Raw genomic sequence first — 24,070 nt, 5'->3', positions numbered from 1 at the left:
AAATCCTATTCAATGGTTAAAAAAATTTGGAGCGTTTAAACGTTGGAGAATTAAGCAAGAATGGCCAGTCTTTTTTATAATCCAGCCCATATTGAAATAAAGAAATCAACATACGTGCGGTCAAGCCCCAAACCACTTCATTTTCTACCCGCATACTCGGAAAATATAAGGATTGCTGAGCAAAGCGAACTTCATAAGGTGTGGGCGTCACTTCAAGTAAATGCTGCAATGAGGCAAAGAAAATCCGGTCGATTTCCGTCGGTTGTGGAATCAGCTTCACTTGCGGAGGAATCAGTCCCACAATCGGTTTGACCAGCATGCCATTGCGGGCTTTTTGCATGGGTAAATCACCCATTAAATGTACATCAAAAGGATTGAGAGCCGTTTCCTCATAGGCTTCTCTTAAAGCCACCACAATATTACTGGTATCTTGCGGATCGCGCTTGCCACCCGGAAATGAGACTTCTCCGGCATGATTATTCAAATAAGCTGAACGGCGCGTCAGCAATACTTTCGGGTCAGCTTCATCTGTAATTGCAATCAACACGGCAGCATGCGCAGATCGGATACGCTTGGAAAAACGTAAGCGTTGCTGCAACCTTTGTGTCAATTCACATGCATCCATTCTTTCAACTCTGACGATGATCATAATTTCATCATAGCTGATTTTAGTCGGGGCGGGAGAGAAATGATGCCAAATTTTGCTTTTTCAGTTATCCTGAGCATACTTTTATCATTGATGATGAATATGAACTTCTGTGTGAATTGTGGACATAAAACCACTGCTAAAATTCCTTTGGGCGATCAGCAAATTCGCAGCGTATGTGATTCATGCGGCTCTATTCATTACATTAATCCGAAAGTAATTTGTGGTGCTTTAGTCTTATTCGAAAACAAAGTACTGTTATGCCGTCGTGCCATTGAACCACGCTACGGCTTATGGACTTTACCTGCCGGCTATATGGAACTGTTTGAAACCATGGAGCAAGGGGCTGCACGGGAAACCCGTGAAGAAGCCGAAGCTGAAGTAGATATTGAACAGTTGTACTGTATGTATAACATTCCGCGTATTGGTCAGATTTATGTGCTATTTAAAGCCAATCTGATTGATGGAAAATTTGGTGCGGGTGAAGAGACCATCGAAACACGTTTATTTGATGAAGCAGATATTCCCTGGACCGAACTTGCCTTCCCGAGTGTAGAACATACTCTCAGACATTATTTTGAAGACCGTAAAAATAATATTTTTCCAATGCATCTGGAAACCTTAGGCACGCGTCTAGACCATACCGGTTAAATTTAACATCCATAAAAAAAACCCATACTAAGATGGGTTTTTCTTATTTTTAAAGAATATTATTTGGCTTTGACTTGATAGCAATCCGCAAGCTTAAACTCAACCGAACCACCGTTTAATTTTGCTAGGCTAATATCTGCCGGCGTTTCACCCTCATTGTTATTATTATAAACTTTTTGAAAACTGGCATAGGTATTGGCCCATTGTACTCCATCACCTGCCGAATTCAGGAAAGTTACACGCCCATTCTGGCCGACATTAGTATCTAACACATTAGACAAATTGAGCAGTGCACCACCGATCACAATCGAATCCCTAGAATCCGGTGAAGACTGGATGCGCGAGTCTACCCCTACCAATGCGCCATTAATATTACCAAACTTTTCATTGGCCAAAATCAGGCGCATGGAAACCGCTTTATCAGCGACAAATGCACGTCCCAAAGTTCCAAGGCGATATTGTTGTATGCCTTGATGATCTAAGAGCGTATCTGCCAACACATCGCCTTGACAGCCATTCACCGGATCAGTCGCGAAATTACTAGAGGATTGCATATTGGTGCGTACATCACCATTGCTGTCAATTACGATTCCTAAAGTAATTGGGCTGACAGTGGTATCTGTAAATTTAAATTCCAGATTGGCATACATTGGGAAGATATATTTCTCCTTATCTGCCACATTCTGCGCTGTTTTAAAGACCTGACGATCCAGATAACTAATCGGGAAAATCTTGTAGAGATCAATGCTTCCCGTATAGTTTTCACCATCGGCCTGCAAACGCCACAACCCCAAGTTGGCTTGATCGGAAGTATCCAGCGATTTTTTGTCAGTCACCACTTTATAGAAAGCTTCTTTACCCGCGATCACATAATCATTCAATAATCTGCCTTGATACAACTCAAGCGGAGTCGCATTATTTGCGATATTCAGACGGTAAGGCGTGTTAATGGTTTTACTGGTTGGATGAATCCATGAACTTTGCGGATCAGCGGTCATTTGTACCGGTTTCACCTTACGGATGAGTTGAGCATTAATCCCCCCTAAGGAAGATAAATTTTCTTTAGCCAATGTTAACTGGGTATCACGCCATTGTAGGCCGCTGCCAAAGGTATAGCCCTGGCGATCAGTAATCAGCATGAAATGGCCAAATAAATATTTAGTATTCTTATTCTTAATATCACAAGGGTTTTGATTACAGCCCACCAGTCCATCTGAACCCGTCAGGTTACTTCCAATCACGCCTGAAGTTGAGAATAATGAAAATTCTGGCTGATACACGGCTGCGTTGGCAATCGTCACCAGTTTTTTAACTGTGGCAAAAGCCACCTCATCCGAAATTGTGCTGATATCAACAAAATCTTTAATTTTGGTCGCCAAATCGGCATCCATCAAATTGATATTCTCACTGGTTTTCGCCAGGTCTTTACGCATCTCTTCAGTAATATACAAAGGTTGTACATCAGATGGATTAATAATACGCCCTTCTTCTAGCGCCAAAGCTTGCAGAATTTTAACCAGACGCATGGCCACCTGAACGGTAGGATCATTAGGCACCAAATCAGCTACCGGACGTCGAGTAATCCCAGTTGCAATATCGATTACACTTAAACGCGGCAGCTGGGTCTGGGCACTAAAACTAGCATAATCGCTGAGTTTAATTTGACCTAAATTAATCTTGCGCGAAGCAAAACTTTGAATATAAAACTCAATATTATCCGTCTTTTGACAGGTTCCAGAAGCAACCCCATTTTTACTGTCAAATAACGTAATAAAGGTATTTTCTGTATCGCTACTACAGTTAAAGTTCAAACCATCGAGCGGATATTCCAGCCCCCATTCCACACAGTTCGTTGTACCTGGGGTACAAGTACCATTGGTCGTGGCTTCATCGTTTTTTTCTGGAATGACATTGGCACTTTCCCCACCACACCCGCTCAGTGCCGTTAAAAGTGTGGTTAAAGCAAATGGAAATAATATTTTATTTTTCATCTTTTTATACTCGAATAGTCCTTATCGAATGGCGACTAATTTTAGTTGTCCATGATTTGTCAGCATCTTGTCTTCAACATCTATCGCGGAGGCCAAAGGCGTCAATAATACATATTCAGTTTGTGCAGGAATCTGGAGAACCCCTTCGATACGCTCATGTTGAATAATATTCGCCTGTTCTTCCTGATTTTTATAACCGCCCGCTCCTTCAAGCACACAGCCACGACTGTCTAAAAATACAACAAAAGGCCAATAATACGTTGGATTTTTCTGGCTAGAGGCATAAGAGTTGATCTGAATATTCTGGATATCGGATTGAAGCTTTACCACTTCAAAATCAAATTCGTCTGCTTTAAGAGGCGCACGAGGCCAGAGGTTAACTGCTTTTTTAAGGCTGATTTCTTTAGCTTTTTTAATTTTCTTATCATTAAAACATTGCTTGCCCAAGCTATCAATGGTCTCCGACTGTGAAATACGATAATAACTTTGAGCCAGTACCACAGGACCGGAATCTACTTCTGGCGTTTGAAACAAGGATTTTAATACGGATTGTCCCACCCCTTTTTCACGTTCAATTGTCTGGATCTGGGTAGTTCCGATATTTTTATCCACGACTCCTTCGGGCATGCTATAGAAACGTTTTTTGCCTTCCAAATTAAATTCTTTATTTTCCAGATACTCACTATCCACATATTCAATGCCTTCAACCTGGCTAAATCCCGGCTTTTGTATGGTAGCAACAGAAGATCCAACTCCAGCATCAGGAGTTTGAATAGTTTGAGATCCAAGTATTAATTGTGGTTTAGACTGAATCTTTTCTTGCGCAATATGCGGTTGTACTGGTTGTACTGGTTGTACTGGTTGTACTGGTTGTACAAACATATTATGGCCATGCTTAGGTTTAACTTGTCCATTTTCTACGACTGGCACTTTTTCTATGTCTTGCTTTACAGGTGTGGAATGAACTGCTGCAATTCCTGCTGTTTTCGACAATCGAGATTTGTCCTCAGTTTTTTTCTCTGCATTATTACGGGGTACGACTAATGGTCGTCCATCCGGACCAATAATCGTAATAAATTCTTTAGCACTTGTATAAAAAGACACGGATACCAGACTTAATGCCAGTACCGCTGTCAATCCAACGTTCCCTGTCTTGATCATTTCTTCCTTACCAACGAGTGCGATAGTTCAAACCTAAAATTGTAATTTTGGTATCTGTTTTTACGTTTAAACCTGCATATGGGTTTAATAACAGGTTATTTACCCCGGTCTGGTTGGCTAAACTACTGGTATTTGCTGGAATCTGATCCTTGCTGCGCAAGAAACCAATCGATAGATCCAGATCAGTATCTGCATCAAAGCGGTAACCCACACCTAAACCAAATAACTGCGCACCATTGATCGGTACCATGGTATTACGCTTATTTTTCGGAATAGCACTGGTACGTGGCTCATAACCTGCCCGAAGCTTCAAACGGTCTGTAGCGGAATACTCCACCCCGATACCGAAGTTCCACGGCGATTCAAATCCCATCGGTAAAGCTAAGGTTGAGTCAGTGACATTGGCAGACAAAATTTTGGCAATTTTTAGGGCTGAAATAGTACGATCAAATTCGAATTTAAATTCGTCCCAGACCTTGTAATCTGTCCAGCCAATGTCAAAATTCACTTGCAAATCTGGCATCACTTTATATTTGATACCTGCCTGAAAATGCGCCGGATATTCAAAATCCTGCGACACCAGACCAGATTCACTCGATGGTATATAAGTAGGAAATCCAAGAATTGCAGCCAGAATCTGACCGGTTGGTGAGGTCATTAAACCTTTGATCATTTCCTGAGGAGCTTTGGCATTATCAATATGATATTTACCTTTTAAGCGCATTTTTGCAGCACTTTGGTACACCATACCAAAACTAAAATCTTCGCGTGGTTCCCACAATATTCCCAGGTTATAGCTTGGGCTTAAGTTTTGTTCAAGCTCCAGTTGCATTTGACCAAACTTGCCAAATGGGTTCATCCCCTCATCCGCATTACAGATCCCGAGCAAAAGAATATCTGTAATAATGTCGGAATTTTCTTTAAACGGCGTACACACGACTTCGTCGATCATACGCAACATCCCAATCAACTCATTCGGGAAACGCAAGTCCGTTTTCATCCCGATGGCTTGATAAGACATCCCGATAGAAGCACCAATCGACAGTTGGTCATTGACCTCATAACCGATGGATGGTGACAGATAGGTAATCCGCTCTAAAGCAACCTGCTGTCCCATAAAGTTTGCCGGGTTCCCATCTTCATGACCAAAACCTGCCATGAGAGGAGCATAAACAGCAGTCGCATAAGTGGCTTTCGATCCAGGGGGATTGTATGCGATCCCCATCGTGGGTGCAGTCAAAGGAAGACCTTCGCCTAAATCCACCATTTTTTTCAGAAAAGGAACATACAGGCTGACATATTCCACATCGCCTTTGACTGGGCCTTTAAAATCGGTACACAAATCAGATGAAACTTCAGGACCGTCATTACAGACAATAGGATCATCAGAATAGCCAAATACGTTATATCCGGCCGGTACTGAAAACTCACGCTGGATATCAAAATTAGCCACAATGATTTGCTGTTCGGTTTGCAGACCATCAATTTTAGTCAATGCAGCCGGGTTAAAGTGGATGGCATTGACCCCTGGAGGATCTGCGGTGACGGCATTCCCCATGGATAGTGCACGTAAATCAACTGAAAGGTTGGTTCCCAATTGTGCAAAGGTATAACTTGAACAGCCCGCAAGAATAATTCCTGTTAATAACGGGCTAAGTCGAATGTTTTTCATACGACACCCCTATTAACTGATTTTTTTACCAAAACCTAAAATATCAAGTGGGAATGATAATCCCAACGAAACATCCGGTGCATCTTCGGTCAGCCCTAGGCCAACGGTACCATTCACAATGGTTTCTGGAGAGACTCGCACACCTAAGGAAATTGCAAAGGTAGAACTGGTCTGATCTGCAGCAGAATAACTTTCACCAGTGTTATAGTTAAATTCCGCACCAGTATTAAAGCTTTGCTGATAGGACATGGTCATCGAAACATCATAGTTAAATGAATATGCGAAACCAAAGGCAAAGCCTCCACTAACACCAGGTTCAAACTCCTCAATAATCCGGCTACCTCGACGCTGATTCAGGCCCGATTCTTTAAAACCATAGTTCGCAGAAACCGATGCAAACAATACAACTGGGTCAATGTATTTACGCGTACTGGCACCTACTCCAGCAGAGTAATAGCCCTTTCCTGCTGCCAGATCTGTCGCGGCATTAATTTCATAAGGGCTGTCACCGGTTTTAGTTGATAAATTACCAAATAAAATCAGAGGCAGACGACCTGCTTTTAGTGGGAAGGGTTCCCAGCGAGCACCCAGACTAATATCACCCAAGCCTGCAGTAGACGTATCTTTTAACAAGTCAGTTTTAGCCACTAAAGGTAGGGATGCAGTCAAGGTCAGGTTATCTTTCACGCCATATTGGAAAGTGAAAGTATTAGTCATACTATGTGTTGCATTTTCTTGAACACGTAGTTGATACAATTGGCCCTGTGCCATTTCTATATCAAGTTGGGTGTCTCGATAATAGGTATAATCAATATCGTAATATGATGAAATTTCACCTTGTTTTATCAGAGAGTATTGGCGTTCATTTGACGTAAATACTTCTTCCAGGTTAGCTGCCTGAGTAGCATCTCCTTCTTGTTGCTGTAAAGCTTGAGATGCATCTACTACCTGGCCAGCCTGAGTCTCTACAGGTGCTGCTGTTTCCACGGCAGCCTCTTCAACTGCTTCATATCCACCTAGTTCTGACTCTTCTGCAGCCTGCGTTTCGACTTGCCCAGTTTGATGGGGTACAGATGCAGCAGTTTCAACGACAACTTCTTCATCAACTGTTTCGTATTCACCTAGTGCTGGTTCTTCTGCAGCAAATGCAACGCCCATTACCATTTGAATGCTCAGTGCCAAGAACGTCTTGTTCATCCATTTACTGTTCATATCCATTTCACCATTTTAATTTTTATTACTGTTTTTCGTTTTATTTATTCTTGTAATACAGTCTCAGGAAGTTATGTTGATATTCCCCAAATTGTTCTGACTCTGTATTACGATTACGGTCCATACGGATCGTAGAAGCTTTATCAGCAATTTTGTCCATATAAAATTGTGGATACTGCATGTCAACCAAGGCATAGCGATTGATCGTAGCATCTTCTACATGGCGCATATCTGATTCTTTTAATGCTAGAAAATTTTTGCGATATTGTTCAGGTACATTAATCAGGAACAAAGTGTTATTTTCCCAAATATCCTGAAAACGCCGTTCCTCAAAACTGATATTACCAAGTGCCGGATCTGCAACATAAACCCGGCCATTTTTATAACCTTTATAAACTACAAAATGCTTAAATCCCGCATAAGAAATCGGAACAATGGCAGGCTGATCTTGATTGACTAAATCTTTGAACTCTCCTCGATATCCTCCACTTTCCAATCCTAAGGCTGAAACGAAGCGCTTCATATCAAGCAGAGAAAAACTACGGCGTTCAACAATTTTATCCGTTTCACCGAATTTCATTAGCCCACTCATGACTTGCTGCTCATCCAGCTGCGTACCGACATAACCATTGAGGAGGGTCGTCAGTGCTGCTGAACCACAACTATAATCATAAGCTTGACGTACAATGTCCTGAAATTGATCCAGAAGTGCCGGTTTTACTTCCACAGCTTCACGGTGCATACGTACAAAAGAGTCATTTCTTGAATCAAGAACTTCAGTATAGTGAACAGCACCATTCGGCTGTTTTTTGATATCCAGAGCTTCTTTGGCAGCGTAATACATCAATGCCGAGCCCAACGCGATCTCTAACATAATTATTAACTTTTCTTATAATGGGCATGATGTGCCTATTTTTCTTTTTATAGAGCATTCACTCTACTTCCCTGTAACTAGAAAGATACCTGTTTTTTCAAAAAAATACAGTATTTTTTTTATTTTTTAGATAAGTGATATAGTCATAAAAAAGCGCGTGTAAACACGCGCTTTTTTTAAAATAAAGATTAGTGACCTGAAATAGTAATAATTGCGCCTTTTGTATAACTACCCTGAGCTTGAGAGTAGAATGTTTGTAAGCCTTGAACTTCCATATCACCAATTGATGATCTTGCTTCACGGTTACCTAAATGAATACCTTTAATGTATTGGTCTTTCGCCCCAGTATCATTACTTACAATACGAACATGCGCTGCCTTACCTAACTGAGCTGTAGTACCTACATAAGCATCGTTATATACAGAAATATTCTGACTAATGGTTAAATTATTAGAATCCGCATCTGCAATTTTGATACTTTCAACAAAAATCTCACCGGCTTCACGTGTAGTCACTGGAGTCGTACCTACAAGCCCCACTGCTTTATTTTTAGACGAGTTATCTAAAATACCTAGGTTTTTAATTTCTAGACCACCTACCATTACACTATTCATCTTGATCATAGCGCCTTGTGGAGCAGCACCCAGTTGAATATTGGCATTTATCACACCAGTTTTAACGTCAAAACCACTAATGATGTCGTTTACAACACCGGCACCACCTCGACGAATCGAATCCGGATCATCTGTACCAGATGCAGTTACACCAATTCGGCCAACTTTGATATCTAGACCCGATACTTGTGCAGCAACATTAATGAAAGGATTACCAGCACCAGCATCCGAATCAATTACCAAGTCAGCAAGGTTACGGGATGCAAGTAAATAGGCACCATTATTGTCATAATTGGCACCGATTACTACACCATGCGTTGCAGTAGTAGGATCAGCAAGAGCAGCAGCATCAGGTGCTGTATCAGTCTTACCACGGATTACGATCGCACCTGCTGTAGAAGTACCTCCGAAACCCGCCTCATTTGCAACACCTTTTGGCGCTAAACCGTCGTTATCATGGATAAATAATTTCTCAATAGCAATTTTCGAGATGCCGATACCAATTGTCAAACCGTCTTGACCCGTTGTTTCGCTTAGAGATGCATCATCCATTGCTTGCATCGCCATCGCATTGGCACTAAATGCAACTGAAGTCGCTAAAACTAATTTTGTAAATTTTTTCATTGTTTACTCTCCCAAGAGTACTATTTTTTTTTGGTTGTGAATTACTCAGTGTTTAGGCTGTATTTTTTATTTTCTGACAGCTTAAGCATCTTTCCTTGAGTAATTTGCTAGCCCACTTAAATTAGCGTCGAGTCAGTTTTTGATCAACTGTTGTTGGTCGCAATCTGTCGCTTACCGATAAACGGTATTTCATGATTTAAAAATATTTTCCTGGCTTCTTGATATAAAATAGTGAGTCATATTGAACTCTCCATAACTGAATGACCGAAGCTCTCTATCATCGTCCCTTAAAGTTTGAATCACGTCTGGTTACAGATCTATTATCCGCATTGAAGACATTAGATCATCTGGTGTATTTAAATAATAATGGTCAGCCTTTTATTGCCTGCTGCGCTCAAGAATATTTTGTGGCGCAGACATCACAAATTCAGTCTTTTAAAAGAACAGGGATTGAACACTATCAGCCCAGCCCATCTGAGTTTAATTTAGTGATTGATGCATTAAAAAATCCTCAAAAGAATGGATTTCATGGAGGCTATGTCGGTTTTATTGGCTACGATTATGCGGCTCAACAATATATTCAGTATCCAGATCGTCCTCAACCTGGTTTATTTATTGGTCAATTTCCTTCCTACATTAAACCAATCCCTGATGGTTGGATGTTCTATAGTGATGATCCACAGGCAGAACAGATTTTCAATCATATTCAGAACTTACTTAATCAAGATAAAATTCACCCGACATTTCATTTAAAAAATCCTTGTACCTCACGCTGGGCCAAATCTGTCTATACTCAGGCTTTTCAGAAAATTCAGGACTATATTGTTGCAGGTGACTGCTATCAGATTAATCTGACCCAAGAATTTAAAGGTCGTGCCCAAGGCACCCTCTTAGCGACTGCCCACGCATTCTGGACATTAACCGAAGCGCCCTATGCGGGTTATTTACGTATTGGTGATTTTGAATTACTCAGCTGCTCACCCGAGTTATTTATTGACTTCGAAAAAAATCGAAAAATTATCACCAAACCAATTAAAGGCACCATGCCACGCTATAGCGATCCTGTGCTAGATGAACAATCTAAACAAACCTTAAAAGCATCGGAAAAAGATCAAGCAGAAAATGTCATGATTGTGGATTTATTACGTAATGATTTAAGTGTTTATGCAGAAACAGGCTCGGTTAAAACCCCCAAATTATTTAATATCGAAAGTTTTAATCAAGTGCATCATATGGTGAGCGAAGTAGAAGCGACCTTAAAAGCAGATGTGAATCCTTTCGAGGTATTAATGTCAGCCCTACCAGGTGGCTCAATTACGGGCGCACCTAAAATCCGGGCCATGCAGATTATTGCTGAATTGGAAGGGGCAGCACGTGGTGCTTATTGCGGTTCAATGGGTTATTTTAATTTTGATGGTACCGGTTCCTGGAACATTCTGATTCGTTCTATTCAGAAATATCAAGAAGATGTTTCTTTATGGGCCGGTGGTGGCATTACCATTTCTTCGGATTGTAATGCGGAATATCAGGAATGTTTTGATAAAGTTTCAGCGATGCTGGATCTGTTAAATACCTGGTATCAGCCTGAATAAATAAAAAAGCGAATCATTTGATTCGCTTTTTTCTACAAATCCACCCTAACCTTCCTTTACTCAAAGAGGGAACTCCTCCCTTTTCAAAGAGAAGCTAGGAGGGATTTTAATCACACCAAAATCTCATTTTTTAGCGTATCGACTAAACGCTGATTTTGCTCATCTGTACCAATGGTAATTCTTAAGAACTGGTTAATACGTGGCTTGTTAAAATAACGCACGATAATGCCACGTTCACGCAACTCACTTGCAAGTTCGCCTGCATCCTTAGATGGCAATGAGGCAAAAATAAAGTTGGCACTCGATGGTAAAATTTTAAAACCAAGCTCATTTAGTTGAAACACCAACTTTTCACGGCTGGCAATAACTTTCTGATTCTGTGCTTCAAAGTAGGCCTGATCTTCAAATGAAGCGACCGCTGCAGCAATCGCAAAACGGTCCATCGGATAGGAGTTAAAGCTGTTTTTGACTGCTTCAAGTGCTGCAATCAAATGTGGCTGAGCAATCGCAAAACCCACTCGCAGACCAGCAAGAGAACGTGACTTCGATGTGGTTTGACATACCACTAAATTTTCATATTTCTCAACCAGCTTGACTGCTGATTCTGCACCAAAATCCACATATGCTTCATCAAGCATCACCACTGAATCCGGATTGGCTTGTAGGATTTCCTCAATGGCTGCCAAGCCCAGATCAATACTGGTTGGCGCATTTGGATTGGTAATGATGATGCCACCATTGGCTTGCTTATAGTCATCTACCACAATTTCAAAGTCATCATTGAGTGGCAAGATTTTGGTTTTGACGCCAAAAAACTGACTATAAACCGGATAGAAACTATAGGTAATATCTGGATAAAGTACAGGCTGTTCTTGAACAAAAAATGCTTTAAAGATATGTGCCAAAACTTCATCTGAGCCATTGCCGACAAAGACGGTTTCAACAGGTACATGTTGCTGTTTAGCGATTGCCTGTTTTAGCTCTGATGCATCCGGGTCTGGATAGAGACGCAACACATCCGCCGAATTCGCAAGTACCTTTTGAACCGCTTCTACCACTTTGGGTGATGGTGGATACGGATTTTCATTGGTATTAAGTTTTAAAATATTCTGGATTTTCGGTTGTTCGCCTGGCGTATACGGTTCTAATTCACGTACTTCAGGACTCCAAAAACGCATTTGTTTTGTGGTGATATTCATTTTGTATTCTCTAAACTCCCTCTCCTGAGCGAAAGTTAAAGCACTGCTTTTAACTTTCAGCGCAAGTATTGCAACAGCATATTTTGCTTCGCTTTAAAGCAATGCTTAAAGCTCGCTCAGGGAGTGTAATTCTATTTATGCTTGATAACGATAACGTGCTGAACGCGCATGCGCATCCAGGTTTTCCTGTTGCGCCAAGATATCCGCGGTTTTTGCTAAAGTTTTCACACCTTCTTGTGAGCACATAATCAGACTTGAACGCTTCTGGAAATCATAGACACCAAGTGGCGATGAAAAACGTGCAGTACCTGAAGTTGGCAAGACGTGGTTTGGCCCAGCACAGTAATCACCAATGGCTTCAGGCGTATAACGTCCCATAAATATTGCACCAGCATGACGAATGCTGTCAGACATTGCTTCTGCATCATCTAAACACAACATCAGATGCTCAGGTGCCACCTGATTAATCAAATCCGATGCTTCTTGGCGGTCTTTTACGAGTACCAAAGCACCACGATTGGCAATCGAAGTACGGGCAATTTCCGCCTTCGGTAATGTTGCCAATTGCATTTCAATCGCCTGTTCAACCTCATTCAGCAACTGTTCATCTGGTGTGATGAAAATGGCTTGTGCCACAGTGTCATGTTCAGCTTGCGAAAGTAAATCCATCGCCAACCATTCAGCATTATTTTGGCCTTCGGCATAGACCAAAATTTCAGAAGGTCCTGCAATCATGTCGATACCGACCTGACCGAACACCGCACGTTTTGCCGCAGCAACAAAACGGTTGCCTGGGCCGGTAATTTTATCTACTGCTGGGACAGTTTCTGTACCGTAAGCCAATGCCGCAACCGCTTGCGCGCCACCAATTGTAAAGACACGCGTTACGCCTGCCAGATATGCAGCCGCCAGTACCAATGGGTTTAAATCACCATTCGGCGCAGGCACTACCATAATAATTTCAGGAACACCCGCCACATGTGCAGGCACTGCATTCATCAATACAGAAGATGGATAAGACGCCAGACCACCCGGTACATAAATCCCGACACGATCCAGTGGAGTCACTTTCTGACCGAGTGTATTTCCTAAAGCATCGACGTAGGTCCAGCCATCCTGTTTTTGTACCTGATGAAACTCACGCACGCGTACTGCAGCAAGCTCCAAAGCTTCGCGCACTTCAGTTGTTAAGCCCTCAAAGGCAGCTTGTAGTTGCTCTTGGCTTAACTCTAAATCTGAAAATTGATGTGCCGGATGTCGATCGAACTGTTGAGTGAGTTTAAGAACTTGAGCATCACCATGTTGACGAACATCAGCAATAATTTGATCTACAGTTTTTAAAAGTTCAGGATCATTAACAGTTTCAAAAGCCAACAAGTCAGCAAATGCTTGCTTGAAGTTTTGATCTTGGGTCGATAAACGTCGCATCAATTTACCCATCAGGTTTGAATTCGAAGGCTTTAGTTTACCTGTTTTCCAGACTTTTGTCGGCAGCTATAGTGCTCTAGCCCTATGAGTTTTATTGGAAATAACTTTTGGTAAAATTGATGAAAGAATTTACATCGTATTTATGTTCAATCGAATAAAAAAACCGCCCTGAAAGGACGGCTTTTTTAAATAGCAAGCTTAAGCCTGTTTGGCCTTTTCACGTTCTTCTACTGCTTTTTCAAGCTGTGCCAGAATCGGATTTAACAACGCTTGCTTACGCTTGAAGCTAGCTTTGTTTACGATTAAACGTGAAGACACTTTACAGATTTCTTCAAGTGGCTCTAAGCCATTGGCACGCAAAGTATTGCCTGTATCTACGACGTCAACAATGTAATCACCCAGACCAACCAGTGGTGCAAGTTCCATGGAGCCATACAGCTTGATCACATCAACCTGCTCACCCAAGCTGGCATAGTATTGACGGGTCAAATTCACGTACTTGGTCGCAATTTTTAAGCGACCTTTAGGACGTTGCATCCCCACCTTACCGGCGGTCATCAATTTACATACCGCAATTTTCAGATCCAATGGTTCATAGACGTTTTGCGCGCCATGTTCCATCAATACATCTTTACCGGCCACACCAATATCGGCTGCACCATTTTCAACATAAGTCGGTACATCTGAAGCACGTAAAATTAAGATACGAACCTGTTTATGCGTGGTCGGGAAAATCAGTTTACGAGATTTATCAGGATCTTCTAAAAGATTAATCCCTGCTGTTTCTAGCAAAGGTAAAGTCTCTTTTAAGATACGCCCCTTACTTAATGCCAAAGTTAAACCATGATCAAAATTGCCCATTACGTCAAAGTTTGGATCATCGTTTCTCATATCGCTCATTAATTTACTCGCTTAATTTGGGCACCTAAACTTTGTAACTTTGCTTCTACATCTTCATAACCGCGGTCAATATGATAAATGCGGTCAATCAGCGTTTCACCTTCAGCGGCAAGTGCTGCCAACACCAAAGAGAACGAAGCACGTAAATCTGTTGCCATTACGGGTGCAGCTGAAAGTTTTTCTACACCCGTTACCACAGCATCATTACCTTCAACCTGAATATTGGCGCCCATACGTGCCAATTCAGGAACATGCATGAAACGGTTTTCAAAAATCGTTTCAGAAATTGTCGCAAAGCCTTGAGCAATGGCATTCACAGCCATAATCTGGGCTTGCATATCGGTTGGAAATTCCGGATGCGGTAGAGTCTGGAAACTGACAGCTTTCGGACGTTTACCCAGCATATCCAGTTCAATCCAGTCGTCACCACGGGTCACTTCTGCGCCCATTTCTTCAAACTTGTCCAGCACCGCTTCCATCAGGGACGGATCAGTATGCGTGGTTTTGATACGACCGCCAGTGATCGCTGCTGCTGCCAGATATGAACCGGTTTCAATCCGGTCAGCAACAACCGCATATTCACAGCCATGCAGACGTTCGACACCGGTCACAATTAAAGTATCGGTATCTAGACCTTCAATCTTGGCACCCATCTTGATCAGCATTTGCGCAAGATCAGTGATCTCAGGTTCACGTGCTGCATTGCGAATCGTGGTCACACCATCGGCCAACACGGCAGCCATCAGAATATTTTCTGTCCCACCCACAGTCACCATATCAAAGACAACTTCGCCACCTTTCAGGCGACCATCGACTTTGGCATGTACATAACCGGCTTCGACTTCAATCTCGGCGCCTAAAGCTTCTAAAGCTTTCAAATGCTGATCGACAGGACGGGAACCAATCGCACAACCGCCTGGTAAAGACACTTTTGCACTGCCATAGCGCGCCAATAATGGACCAAGCACCAAAATAGAAGCACGCATAGTTTTTACGAGCTCATACGGTGCGAACTGGTTATCTAATGTAGAAGTATCAGCAACAACCGTATCGCCTTCATAAGTCATGGTGATCCCAAGACCAGCAATCAGCTTCACCAACGTATTGACATCTTTTAGATTAGGAACATTTCTGAGCGTAATCGGGGTATCAGCAAGAATCATTGCTGCCAATAATGGAAGTGCTGCATTCTTTGCACCAGAAATGCGCACTTCACCTTCGAGCTTGATACCGCCCTGAATTAAAAATTTATCCATTAAATGATTAAGCTCCAAATAAGCTTGCTTTGCGCCATTCTTCTTTTGTCATCGCGCGAATCGTTACTGCGTGAACTACACCACTGGCAATATGGGCATTGAGAGGAGCATAAACAGCTTGTTGGCGTGCAACTGGACGCTTACCTTCAAATTGATCATCCACAATACGGAGATCAAATTTTCCGCCCTGACCACTCACAGCAACCTCCGCCTCTGGAAAAGCGGCTTCTAAAATTTCAGCGAGCTGTTCATTATTCATCACAAGACCTCTTATAGGACTAAGGGTGTAAAACGAGCCATTTTACTATAAATAGCAAAAATAATTCATGGATCCATACATTATATATATAAAAAAAAGAGGCTTTTAAAACCTCTTTTTCATCATTTGTCCTTTATAGGGCTAAAGGATGCTGCTGTAAATGCATTTCCCGGTATCGATCAATCTGCCGTTTAAGTTTTTCGGTTAATATTTTAATTGAGGTATACATATCATCTGCGGTGGCGTGAGCAAAAAATTCAATGCCCGGTAATCGGATAATAGCCTCTGCGATATGATTACTACTGCCCTTTCTAGAGCGTTTATCAATTTGATGATCTTTCGAGAGTTTCACTTGCATACTATTCACCTGATCTAGGTGCTTCGTCATCTGTGAAAACTTGGTTTTTATACTTTCTTCAATAGCTGGCGTAATCGATAAATGATGTCCACGAATTGTTATTTGCATAGTTCTATCCCTCACCTTCGTTAGGATTAGAAGAGTCTCAATATAAAATAATTTAAATACAGTAACTTATAAATAAAATATCCGTATTTTAAGTCCTGAATCAAATCAATCTTACTGATCCTCAAAAGAAAAAAGATTCATTATGTTGTCATAATGAATCTCTAGAATAGCCAGATTTCAAATTTTAGATCAAGACTTTTCGCTCAGAAGATGAAGGAATATGTAACGATTCACGATATTTCGCCACCGTACGTCGTGCCACATCAATGCCTTCATCTTTTAACATATTGGCAATTGCATTATCAGACAGAGGCTTACGGGCATTTTCTTCGGAAATCAGTTTTTTGATTTTGGCACGAATAGCAGTAGAAGATGCTTCACCACCTGAAGTAGTCCCGACATGACTCGAGAAGAAATATTTCAACTCGAACAATCCACGTGGGGTCAGCATATATTTATTGGTGGTTACACGAGAAACTGTAGATTCATGCAATTCGACTTCTTCGGCAATATCTCTTAAAACCAGAGGTTTCATGCCTTCCGCCCCAATTTCCAAGAACATTTTTTGATGTTCTACAATACAAGTCGCGACTTTCAATAAGGTTTTATGCCGTTCATCGATACTTTTGATAAAGTTCTTCGCTTCCAGCATCTGATTACGCAGGTACTGATTATCATCGCTTTGATCTGCACGACGAATCATTTTGGCATAAAAAGAATTGACGCGTAACTTTGGCAGTACATCCGAGTTTAAATTGACTTGCCAGCAGTTATTCTTTTTCATCACCACAACATCTGGCACCTGATAATCCGATTCCTTGTTTTCAAATTCCAGACCTGGATGCGGTTTTAAGGTTTTTAGCAAATCTACAGCACAGCGCAACTGTTCTGGATTTAAGCCAGTCTGTTTGATCAGCTTAGGAAGCTCATTGGTAATCAACAATTCATAATGTTGCAGAAGTTTGATCGCATCATTTCGGCAAGGGGTTGACGCAGGTAAATTATCAAGTTGAACCAATAGGCATTCTGCCAAGCTTCTAGAACCTACACCTACCGGATCCAAACGCTGGATATGCTTTAATACAACGGCAACCTCATCATCTTCAATTTCTTCTTCAGACCCCATAGAAGAGAGTAAATGTTGTACTGATGCAGTAATTTCACTTAACTCTGCATCTAAAAAACCTTTGTCGTCCAGAGAGTCGACGATACAATAAGCGATTAATTTATCAACCTGTGAAAAATTCAAGAGATTAAGTTGTTCCAGCATATATTCCTGCAGGCTCTGATGCCCTTGACGATTATCTTCACGCTCTTCGAACTCGGCTGCCCCCAGACTTGTAGGTTGATGGGTATAGACATCATCCCAATCGGTATCTACAGGTAAGTCATCAGGCAGATGATCGGCATTAAGTTGATTAGTTAGATCTTGATTTTCATTATTTGACTCAATTGTAGATAAGCTTTGAAGGGTAATTTGCTCTTCAACTTTTTCTAATAGAGGATTACTATCAAGTTGCAACTGAACTTCTTGTTCCAATTCCAGACTTGAAAGTTGTAATAGCCGAATTGCCTGCTGTAATTGTGGAGTTAATGACAGCGAGTTCGCAATTTTTATACCCACTGATAATCTCATTGTTACCCCCTTAATAGAAAATCCCGTTTTATAAGCAATTTTTATGCCGTTTTATTTTTTATAACACAGATTTACCAAAAAACATACAAATTGGATTTTAAATTTCTAGTCTTTCGCGACTAATAATTGTTTAAATACTTAATTTTTCGCATAAAAAAATCCCCCTCTGCCTTGGCGGAGGGGGATTTTGGAATAATGAGCTGGCGATGACTTACTCTCACATGGGTAACCCCACACTACCATCAGCGCTAAGAGGTTTCACTTCTGAGTTCGGGAAGGGATCAGGTGGTTCACTCTTGCTATGGTCGCCAGCACAACTGGTATGCTTACTCGCTATGGTCTTATCTACGTTGCTTGCGCTTCGTTTGCCTAGCTTTCTTCAAATAGAATGCATTAACAGATGTATCTGAGTTGCAGTAGTTTGTTCGTTTAGCTTAACTAAATCAAGGCTTCGTCTGATCGTTAGATCAATATGAAATCAATTGATGCTTTATATACAACTGTTTGGGTGTTGTATAGTCAAGCCTCACGAGCAATTAGTATTGGTCAGCTTCACATATCACTATGCTTCCACATCCAACCTATCAACGTCGTAGTCTTCAACGGCTCTTTAGGAGACATAAAGTCTCGGGGAAATCTTATCTTGAGGTAGGCTTCCCGCTTAGATGCTTTCAGCGGTTATCCCTTCCGAACATAGCTACCCGGCGATGCCACTGGCGTGACAACCGGTACACCAGAGGTTCGTCCACTCTGGTCCTCTCGTACTAGGAGCAGATCCTCTCAAATTTCCAACGCCCACGGTAGATAGGGACCGAACTGTCTCACGACGTTCTAAACCCAGCTCGCGTACCTCTTTAAATGGCGAACAGCCATACCCTTGGGACCTGCTTCAGCCCCAGGATGAGATGAGCCGACATCGAGGTGCCAAACACCGCCGTCGATATGAACTCTTGGGCGGTATCAGCCTGTTATCCCCAGAGTACCTTTTATCCGTTGAGCGATGGCCCTTCCATACAGAACCACCGGATCACTAAGACCTACTTTCGTACCTGCTCGACTTGTGGGTCTCGCAGTTAAGCGCGCTTTTGCCTTTATACTCTACGCGTGATTTCCGACCACGCTGAGCGCACCTTCGTACTCCTCCGTTACTCTTTAGGAGGAGACCGCCCCAGTCAAACTACCCACCAGACATGGTCCTCGTCCCGGATAACGGGACAGAGTTAGAACCTCAATATTACCAGGGTGGTATTTCAAGGACGGCTCCATCGCAACTAGCGTCGCGACTTCAAAGCCTCCCACCTATCCTACACAAGTAAGATCAAAGTTCAATGTCAAGCTGCAGTAAAGGTTCACGGGGTCTTTCCGTCTAGCCGCGGGTACACCGCATCTTCACGGCGAATTCGATTTCACTGAGTCTCTGCTGGAGACAGCGCCCCCATCATTATGCCATTCGTGCAGGTCGGAACTTACCCGACAAGGAATTTCGCTACCTTAGGACCGTTATAGTTACGGCCGCCGTTTACTGGGGCTTCGATCAAGAGCTTCGCTTACGCTAACCCCATCAATTAACCTTCCAGCACCGGGCAGGCATCACACCCTATACGTCCACTTTCGTGTTTGCAGAGTGCTATGTTTTTAATAAACAGTTGCAGGGGCCTGGTTTCTGAGGCTGTCGGCCGCTCAAGGAGCAAGTCCTATCACAGACAACAGCGTACCTTCTCCCGAAGTTACGGTACCATTTTGCCTAGTTCCTTCAGCAGAGTTCTCTCAAGCGCTTTGGTCTACTCGACCTGACCACCTGTGTCGGTTTCGGGTACGATTCCTGTGTAACTGAAGCTTAGAGACTTTTCCTGGAAGCATGGTATCAGCCACTTCACTGTACAAGTACAGCTTGCTATCAGTTCTCAGCATAGAGTACCCCGGATTTGCCTAAGATACATGCCTACAACCTTCCACCTGGACAACCAACGCCAGGCTGACTTAACCTTCTCCGTCCTCTCATCGCATTACACAGAAGTATTGGAATATTAACCAATTTCCCATCGACTACGCCTCTCGGCCTCGCCTTAGGGGTCGACTCACCCAGCCCCGATTAACGTTGGACTGGAACCCTTGGTCTTTCAGCGTGCGAGTTTTTCACTCGCATTGTCGTTACTCACGTCAGCATTCGCACTTCTGATACCTCCAGCAGACTTCTCAATCCACCTTCATCGGCTTACAGAACGCTCCCCTACCACGCATAATAAATTATGCATCCGCAGCTTCGGCATATAGTTTTAGCCCCGTTACATCTTCCGCGCAGGCCGACTCGACTAGTGAGCTATTACGCTTTCTTTAAAGGGTGGCTGCTTCTAAGCCAACCTCCTAGCTGTCTATGCCTTCCCACATCGTTTCCCACTTAACTATAATTTTGGGGCCTTAGCTGGCGGTCTGGATTGTTTTCCTCTTGACTACGGACGTTAGCACCCGCAGTCTGTCTCCCGGATAGTACTCATTGGTATTCGGAGTTTGCATCGGTTTGGTAAGTCGGGATGACCCCCTAGCCGAAACAGTGCTCTACCCCCAATGGTATTCGTCCGAGGCGCTACCTAAATAGCTTTCGGGGAGAACCAGCTATCACCAAGTTTGATTAGCCTTTCACCCCTATCCACAAGTCATCCCCTGGCTTTTCAACGACAGTGGGTTCGGTCCTCCAGTTAGTGTTACCCAACCTTCAACCTGCTCATGGATAGATCACCTGGTTTCGGGTCTATACCCAGCAACTAAACGCCCTATTAAGACTCGGTTTCCCTACGGCTCCCCTATGCGGTTAACCTTGCTACTGAATATAAGTCGCTGACCCATTATACAAAAGGTACGCAGTCACCGGACTAAGCCGGCTCCCACTGCTTGTATGCATGCGGTTTCAGGATCTATTTCACTCCCCTCACAGGGGTTCTTTTCGCCTTTCCCTCACGGTACTGGTTCACTATCGGTCAGTCAGGAGTATTTAGCCTTGGAGGATGGTCCCCCCATATTCAGACAAGGTTTCACGTGCCTCGCCCTACTCGACATCATCATATAAGCCCTTTCGTGTACAGGACTATCACCGTCTACGGTCGCACTTCCCAGAGCGTTCCACTAGAACTTATATGACTTAATGGGCTCTTCCCCTTTCGCTCGCCGCTACTGAGGGAATCTCAATTGATTTCTTTTCCTAAGGGTACTGAGATGTTTCACTTCCCCTCGTTCGCCTTGCAACACTATGTATTCATGTTGCAATACCTACCTTATGGTAAGTGGGTTTCCCCATTCAGACATCTCCGGATCACAGGATATTTGCCGCCTCCCCGGAGCTTTTCGCAGGCTATCACGTCTTTCATCGCCTCTGACTGCCAAGGCATCCACCACATGCACTTAATTACTTGACTATACAACCCCAAACAGTCGTTTATCCTTACAAGTGGGATAAGCAACAGATTGTGATGATCTCTCATCACGCTCATACAGTTGGCGTTTCGTAGATTTAACTACAGTACAGCTTCAATTAGATTCATATACCAAAACGCTTGATTCAGTTAATTTCGCTAGAACTCATTTCTTGTAGTTGCCTACTTGAAACGAGTTTGAACAAATTATTTCAACTCAAATATATTCTGTTAATGATTTTTCCAGCCTTCGTCAGGTCAGGAAACTGTGATAAATCACAGAGGTTAATAACAACGAAGCGAATCATACGCCTCTTTCTTACTAAGCTCTATAAGCTATCTAGCTGTTTGTATGTTTCTTAGCTCATCTTACGTTTGCTTGATCATTTCAAGATCAATGTAAGTGATGGTGGAGACTAGGAGAGTCGAACTCCTGACCTCCTGCGTGCAAAGCAGGCGCTCTACCAACTAAGCTAAGTCCCCAGCTTATCAATAAGTCAATGTATCGTTCTGTTCTGTTTGCTTCAGCACTTTCATGCTTCGTTAGTCAGATTTGGTGGGTCTGACAAGACTTGAACTTGTGACCCCACGCTTATCAAGCGTGTGCTCTAACCAACTGAGCTACAGACCCTCAGATACATCGTATGAAGAACAACTTGTTGTGGATTCTTACCAATCGTCAATCTTTCGTTAAGGAGGTGATCCAGCCGCAGGTTCCCCTACGGCTACCTTGTTACGACTTCACCCCAGTCATCTGCCACACCGTGGTAAGCGTCCCCCCTAAGGTTAGACTACCTACTTCTGGTGCAACAAACTCCCATGGTGTGACGGGCGGTGTGTACAAGGCCCGGGAACGTATTCACCGCGGCATTCTGATCCGCGATTACTAGCGATTCCGACTTCATGGAGTCGAGTTGCAGACTCCAATCCGGACTACGATCGGCTTTTTGAGATTAGCATCCACTCGCGTGGTAGCAACCCTTTGTACCGACCATTGTAGCACGTGTGTAGCCCTGGTCGTAAGGGCCATGATGACTTGACGTCGTCCCCGCCTTCCTCCAGTTTGTCACTGGCAGTATCCTTAAAGTTCCCGGCTTAACCCGCTGGCAAATAAGGAAAAGGGTTGCGCTCGTTGCGGGACTTAACCCAACATCTCACGACACGAGCTGACGACAGCCATGCAGCACCTGTATGTAAGTTCCCGAAGGCACCAATCCATCTCTGGAAAGTTCTTACTATGTCAAGACCAGGTAAGGTTCTTCGCGTTGCATCGAATTAAACCACATGCTCCACCGCTTGTGCGGGCCCCCGTCAATTCATTTGAGTTTTAGTCTTGCGACCGTACTCCCCAGGCGGTCTACTTATCGCGTTAGCTGCGCCACTAAAGCCTCAAAGGCCCCAACGGCTAGTAGACATCGTTTACGGCATGGACTACCAGGGTATCTAATCCTGTTTGCTCCCCATGCTTTCGCACCTCAGTGTCAGTATTAGGCCAGATGGCTGCCTTCGCCATCGGTATTCCTCCAGATCTCTACGCATTTCACCGCTACACCTGGAATTCTACCATCCTCTCCCATACTCTAGCCAACCAGTATCGAATGCAATTCCCAAGTTAAGCTCGGGGATTTCACATTTGACTTAATTGGCCACCTACGCGCGCTTTACGCCCAGTAAATCCGATTAACGCTTGCACCCTCTGTATTACCGCGGCTGCTGGCACAGAGTTAGCCGGTGCTTATTCTGCGAGTAACGTCCACTTATCCCAGGTATTAACCAGGTAAGCCTCCTCCTCGCTTAAAGTGCTTTACAACCAAAAGGCCTTCTTCACACACGCGGCATGGCTGGATCAGAGTTGCCTCCATTGTCCAATATTCCCCACTGCTGCCTCCCGTAGGAGTCTGGGCCGTGTCTCAGTCCCAGTGTGGCGGATCATCCTCTCAGACCCGCTACAGATCGTCGCCTTGGTAGGCCTTTACCCCACCAACTAGCTAATCCGACTTAGGCTCATCTATTAGCGCAAGGCCCGAAGGTCCCCTGCTTTCTCCCGTAGGACGTATGCGGTATTAGCATCCCTTTCGAGATGTTGTCCCCCACTAATAGGCAGATTCCTAAGCATTACTCACCCGTCCGCCGCTAGGTCAGGTAGCAAGCTACCTTTCCCCGCTCGACTTGCATGTGTTAAGCCTGCCGCCAGCGTTCAATCTGAGCCATGATCAAACTCTTCAGTTTAATACTATGTAGCACCTTAAAGGGTGCCAATCTTGGCTCATCAATTTTCTGACAAATATTTCTCAAATAAACTTCGAGTAATTTCTACCATCAATCAATGAAAATAATTTCGATCAATCAATCAGTAAAAATCCACACAAGTTGTTCTTCATAATCTCTTAATGATCTTCTTGCTGATTCGTCACCAGCAAGCTAGGTCGGCTATATTACTCTCTATCTCTAGAAAGTCAACCAGTAATGAAAACTATTTTTC

The 24,070-nt window shown here is 43.2% G+C and carries 16 protein-coding genes, 2 tRNA genes and 3 rRNA genes; 2 read left to right on the top strand and 19 right to left on the bottom strand.

Annotated features, from left to right (window positions below; all coding sequences use genetic code 11):
- Positions 1–16: 16 nt before the first annotated feature.
- Positions 17–625, bottom strand: coding sequence for an NUDIX hydrolase (locus tag G4D73_RS12665; protein ID WP_004279164.1), 609 nt, complete (start codon positions 623–625; stop codon positions 17–19).
- Positions 626–748: 123 nt separating this feature from the next.
- Between G4D73_RS12665 and G4D73_RS12660 the strand changes: the two genes are divergently transcribed.
- The gene (locus G4D73_RS12660; protein WP_161785319.1) at positions 749–1,297 is read left to right on the top strand and encodes an NUDIX hydrolase; all 549 of its coding nucleotides are present in this window, start codon (positions 749–751) and stop codon (positions 1,295–1,297) included.
- Between the two features lie 59 nt (positions 1,298–1,356).
- On the opposite strand, the gene G4D73_RS12655 is transcribed toward G4D73_RS12660, so the two are convergent.
- The 6 genes from G4D73_RS12655 to G4D73_RS12630 all read right to left on the bottom strand — a co-directional run bounded on the left by G4D73_RS12655 (position 1,357) and on the right by G4D73_RS12630 (position 9,445).
- The gene (locus G4D73_RS12655; protein WP_213686900.1) at positions 1,357–3,288 is read right to left on the bottom strand and encodes a hypothetical protein; all 1,932 of its coding nucleotides are present in this window, start codon (positions 3,286–3,288) and stop codon (positions 1,357–1,359) included.
- A gap of 21 nt (positions 3,289–3,309) precedes the next feature.
- On the bottom strand, positions 3,310–4,449 hold the full coding sequence (gene filE / locus G4D73_RS12650; RefSeq protein WP_213686899.1) for a putative pilus assembly protein FilE: 1,140 nt from the start codon (positions 4,447–4,449) through the stop codon (positions 3,310–3,312).
- Positions 4,450–4,456: 7 nt separating this feature from the next.
- Positions 4,457–6,121 carry an OmpP1/FadL family transporter gene (locus G4D73_RS12645; protein WP_213686898.1) on the bottom strand — a complete coding sequence of 555 codons (1,665 nt, stop codon included), beginning with the start codon at positions 6,119–6,121 and terminating at the stop codon, positions 4,457–4,459.
- A 12-nt stretch (positions 6,122–6,133) separates the two neighbouring features.
- Entirely contained in the window at positions 6,134–7,339 is a 1,206-nt protein-coding gene (locus tag G4D73_RS12640) for a hypothetical protein (protein WP_213686897.1), read from the bottom strand.
- Positions 7,340–7,373: 34 nt separating this feature from the next.
- The gene (locus G4D73_RS12635) at positions 7,374–8,207 is read right to left on the bottom strand and encodes a C39 family peptidase (RefSeq protein ID WP_213686896.1); all 834 of its coding nucleotides are present in this window, start codon (positions 8,205–8,207) and stop codon (positions 7,374–7,376) included.
- Positions 8,208–8,395: 188 nt separating this feature from the next.
- Positions 8,396–9,445, bottom strand: a complete 1,050-nt coding sequence (locus G4D73_RS12630; protein WP_180038487.1) for a DUF6160 family protein — start codon at positions 9,443–9,445, stop codon at positions 8,396–8,398.
- A gap of 260 nt (positions 9,446–9,705) precedes the next feature.
- Here G4D73_RS12630 and G4D73_RS12625 point away from each other — a divergent pair, with 260 nt between their 5' ends.
- Positions 9,706–11,037 carry an anthranilate synthase component I family protein gene (locus G4D73_RS12625; protein WP_213686895.1) on the top strand — a complete coding sequence of 444 codons (1,332 nt, stop codon included), beginning with the start codon at positions 9,706–9,708 and terminating at the stop codon, positions 11,035–11,037.
- A gap of 110 nt (positions 11,038–11,147) precedes the next feature.
- Here the strand turns inward: G4D73_RS12625 and hisC are convergent, their stop codons facing one another.
- The 12 genes from hisC to G4D73_RS12565 all read right to left on the bottom strand — a co-directional run bounded on the left by hisC (position 11,148) and on the right by G4D73_RS12565 (position 23,817).
- Positions 11,148–12,236, bottom strand: coding sequence for a histidinol-phosphate transaminase (gene hisC / locus G4D73_RS12620; RefSeq protein WP_213686894.1), 1,089 nt, complete (start codon positions 12,234–12,236; stop codon positions 11,148–11,150).
- Between the two features lie 135 nt (positions 12,237–12,371).
- A complete protein-coding gene (hisD, locus tag G4D73_RS12615; protein ID WP_213686893.1) occupies positions 12,372–13,676 on the bottom strand; it encodes a histidinol dehydrogenase in 1,305 nt (434 codons plus the stop codon).
- Positions 13,677–13,862: 186 nt separating this feature from the next.
- Positions 13,863–14,564, bottom strand: coding sequence for an ATP phosphoribosyltransferase (hisG, locus tag G4D73_RS12610; RefSeq protein WP_004646025.1), 702 nt, complete (start codon positions 14,562–14,564; stop codon positions 13,863–13,865).
- A complete protein-coding gene (gene murA, locus G4D73_RS12605; protein ID WP_004279150.1) occupies positions 14,564–15,820 on the bottom strand; it encodes a UDP-N-acetylglucosamine 1-carboxyvinyltransferase in 1,257 nt (418 codons plus the stop codon). The genes hisG and murA overlap by 1 nt, the downstream gene beginning before the upstream one ends.
- Positions 15,821–15,827: 7 nt before the next feature.
- Positions 15,828–16,079 carry a BolA family iron metabolism protein IbaG gene (ibaG, locus tag G4D73_RS12600; protein WP_213686892.1) on the bottom strand — a complete coding sequence of 84 codons (252 nt, stop codon included), beginning with the start codon at positions 16,077–16,079 and terminating at the stop codon, positions 15,828–15,830.
- Between the two features lie 133 nt (positions 16,080–16,212).
- Positions 16,213–16,545 (bottom strand): ribosome hibernation-promoting factor, HPF/YfiA family, encoded by a 333-nt coding sequence (gene hpf, locus G4D73_RS12595; protein WP_004730744.1) that lies wholly within the window; start codon positions 16,543–16,545, stop codon positions 16,213–16,215.
- A gap of 184 nt (positions 16,546–16,729) precedes the next feature.
- On the bottom strand, positions 16,730–18,181 hold the full coding sequence (locus tag G4D73_RS12590; RefSeq protein ID WP_213686891.1) for an RNA polymerase factor sigma-54: 1,452 nt from the start codon (positions 18,179–18,181) through the stop codon (positions 16,730–16,732).
- A 198-nt stretch (positions 18,182–18,379) separates the two neighbouring features.
- Positions 18,380–18,494 (bottom strand): 5S ribosomal RNA (rrf, locus tag G4D73_RS12585).
- 202 nt (positions 18,495–18,696) lie between these two features.
- A 23S ribosomal RNA gene (locus tag G4D73_RS12580) occupies positions 18,697–21,591 on the bottom strand.
- A gap of 404 nt (positions 21,592–21,995) precedes the next feature.
- Positions 21,996–22,071 (bottom strand) — tRNA-Ala (locus G4D73_RS12575).
- Between the two features lie 71 nt (positions 22,072–22,142).
- Positions 22,143–22,219 (bottom strand) — tRNA-Ile (locus tag G4D73_RS12570).
- Between the two features lie 60 nt (positions 22,220–22,279).
- Positions 22,280–23,817, bottom strand: a 16S ribosomal RNA gene (locus G4D73_RS12565).
- Together the 16S, 23S and 5S rRNA genes with 2 tRNA genes alongside form the textbook arrangement of a ribosomal RNA operon.
- Positions 23,818–24,070: the final 253 nt, after the last annotated feature.

Origin of the sequence: Acinetobacter sp. WY4 (assembly GCF_018438165.1) — a bacterium.
Classification (GTDB): domain Bacteria; phylum Pseudomonadota; class Gammaproteobacteria; order Pseudomonadales; family Moraxellaceae; genus Acinetobacter.
Note: the sequence above shows the minus strand (reverse complement) of the source record. Positions and strands in the feature narration are given on the sequence as shown.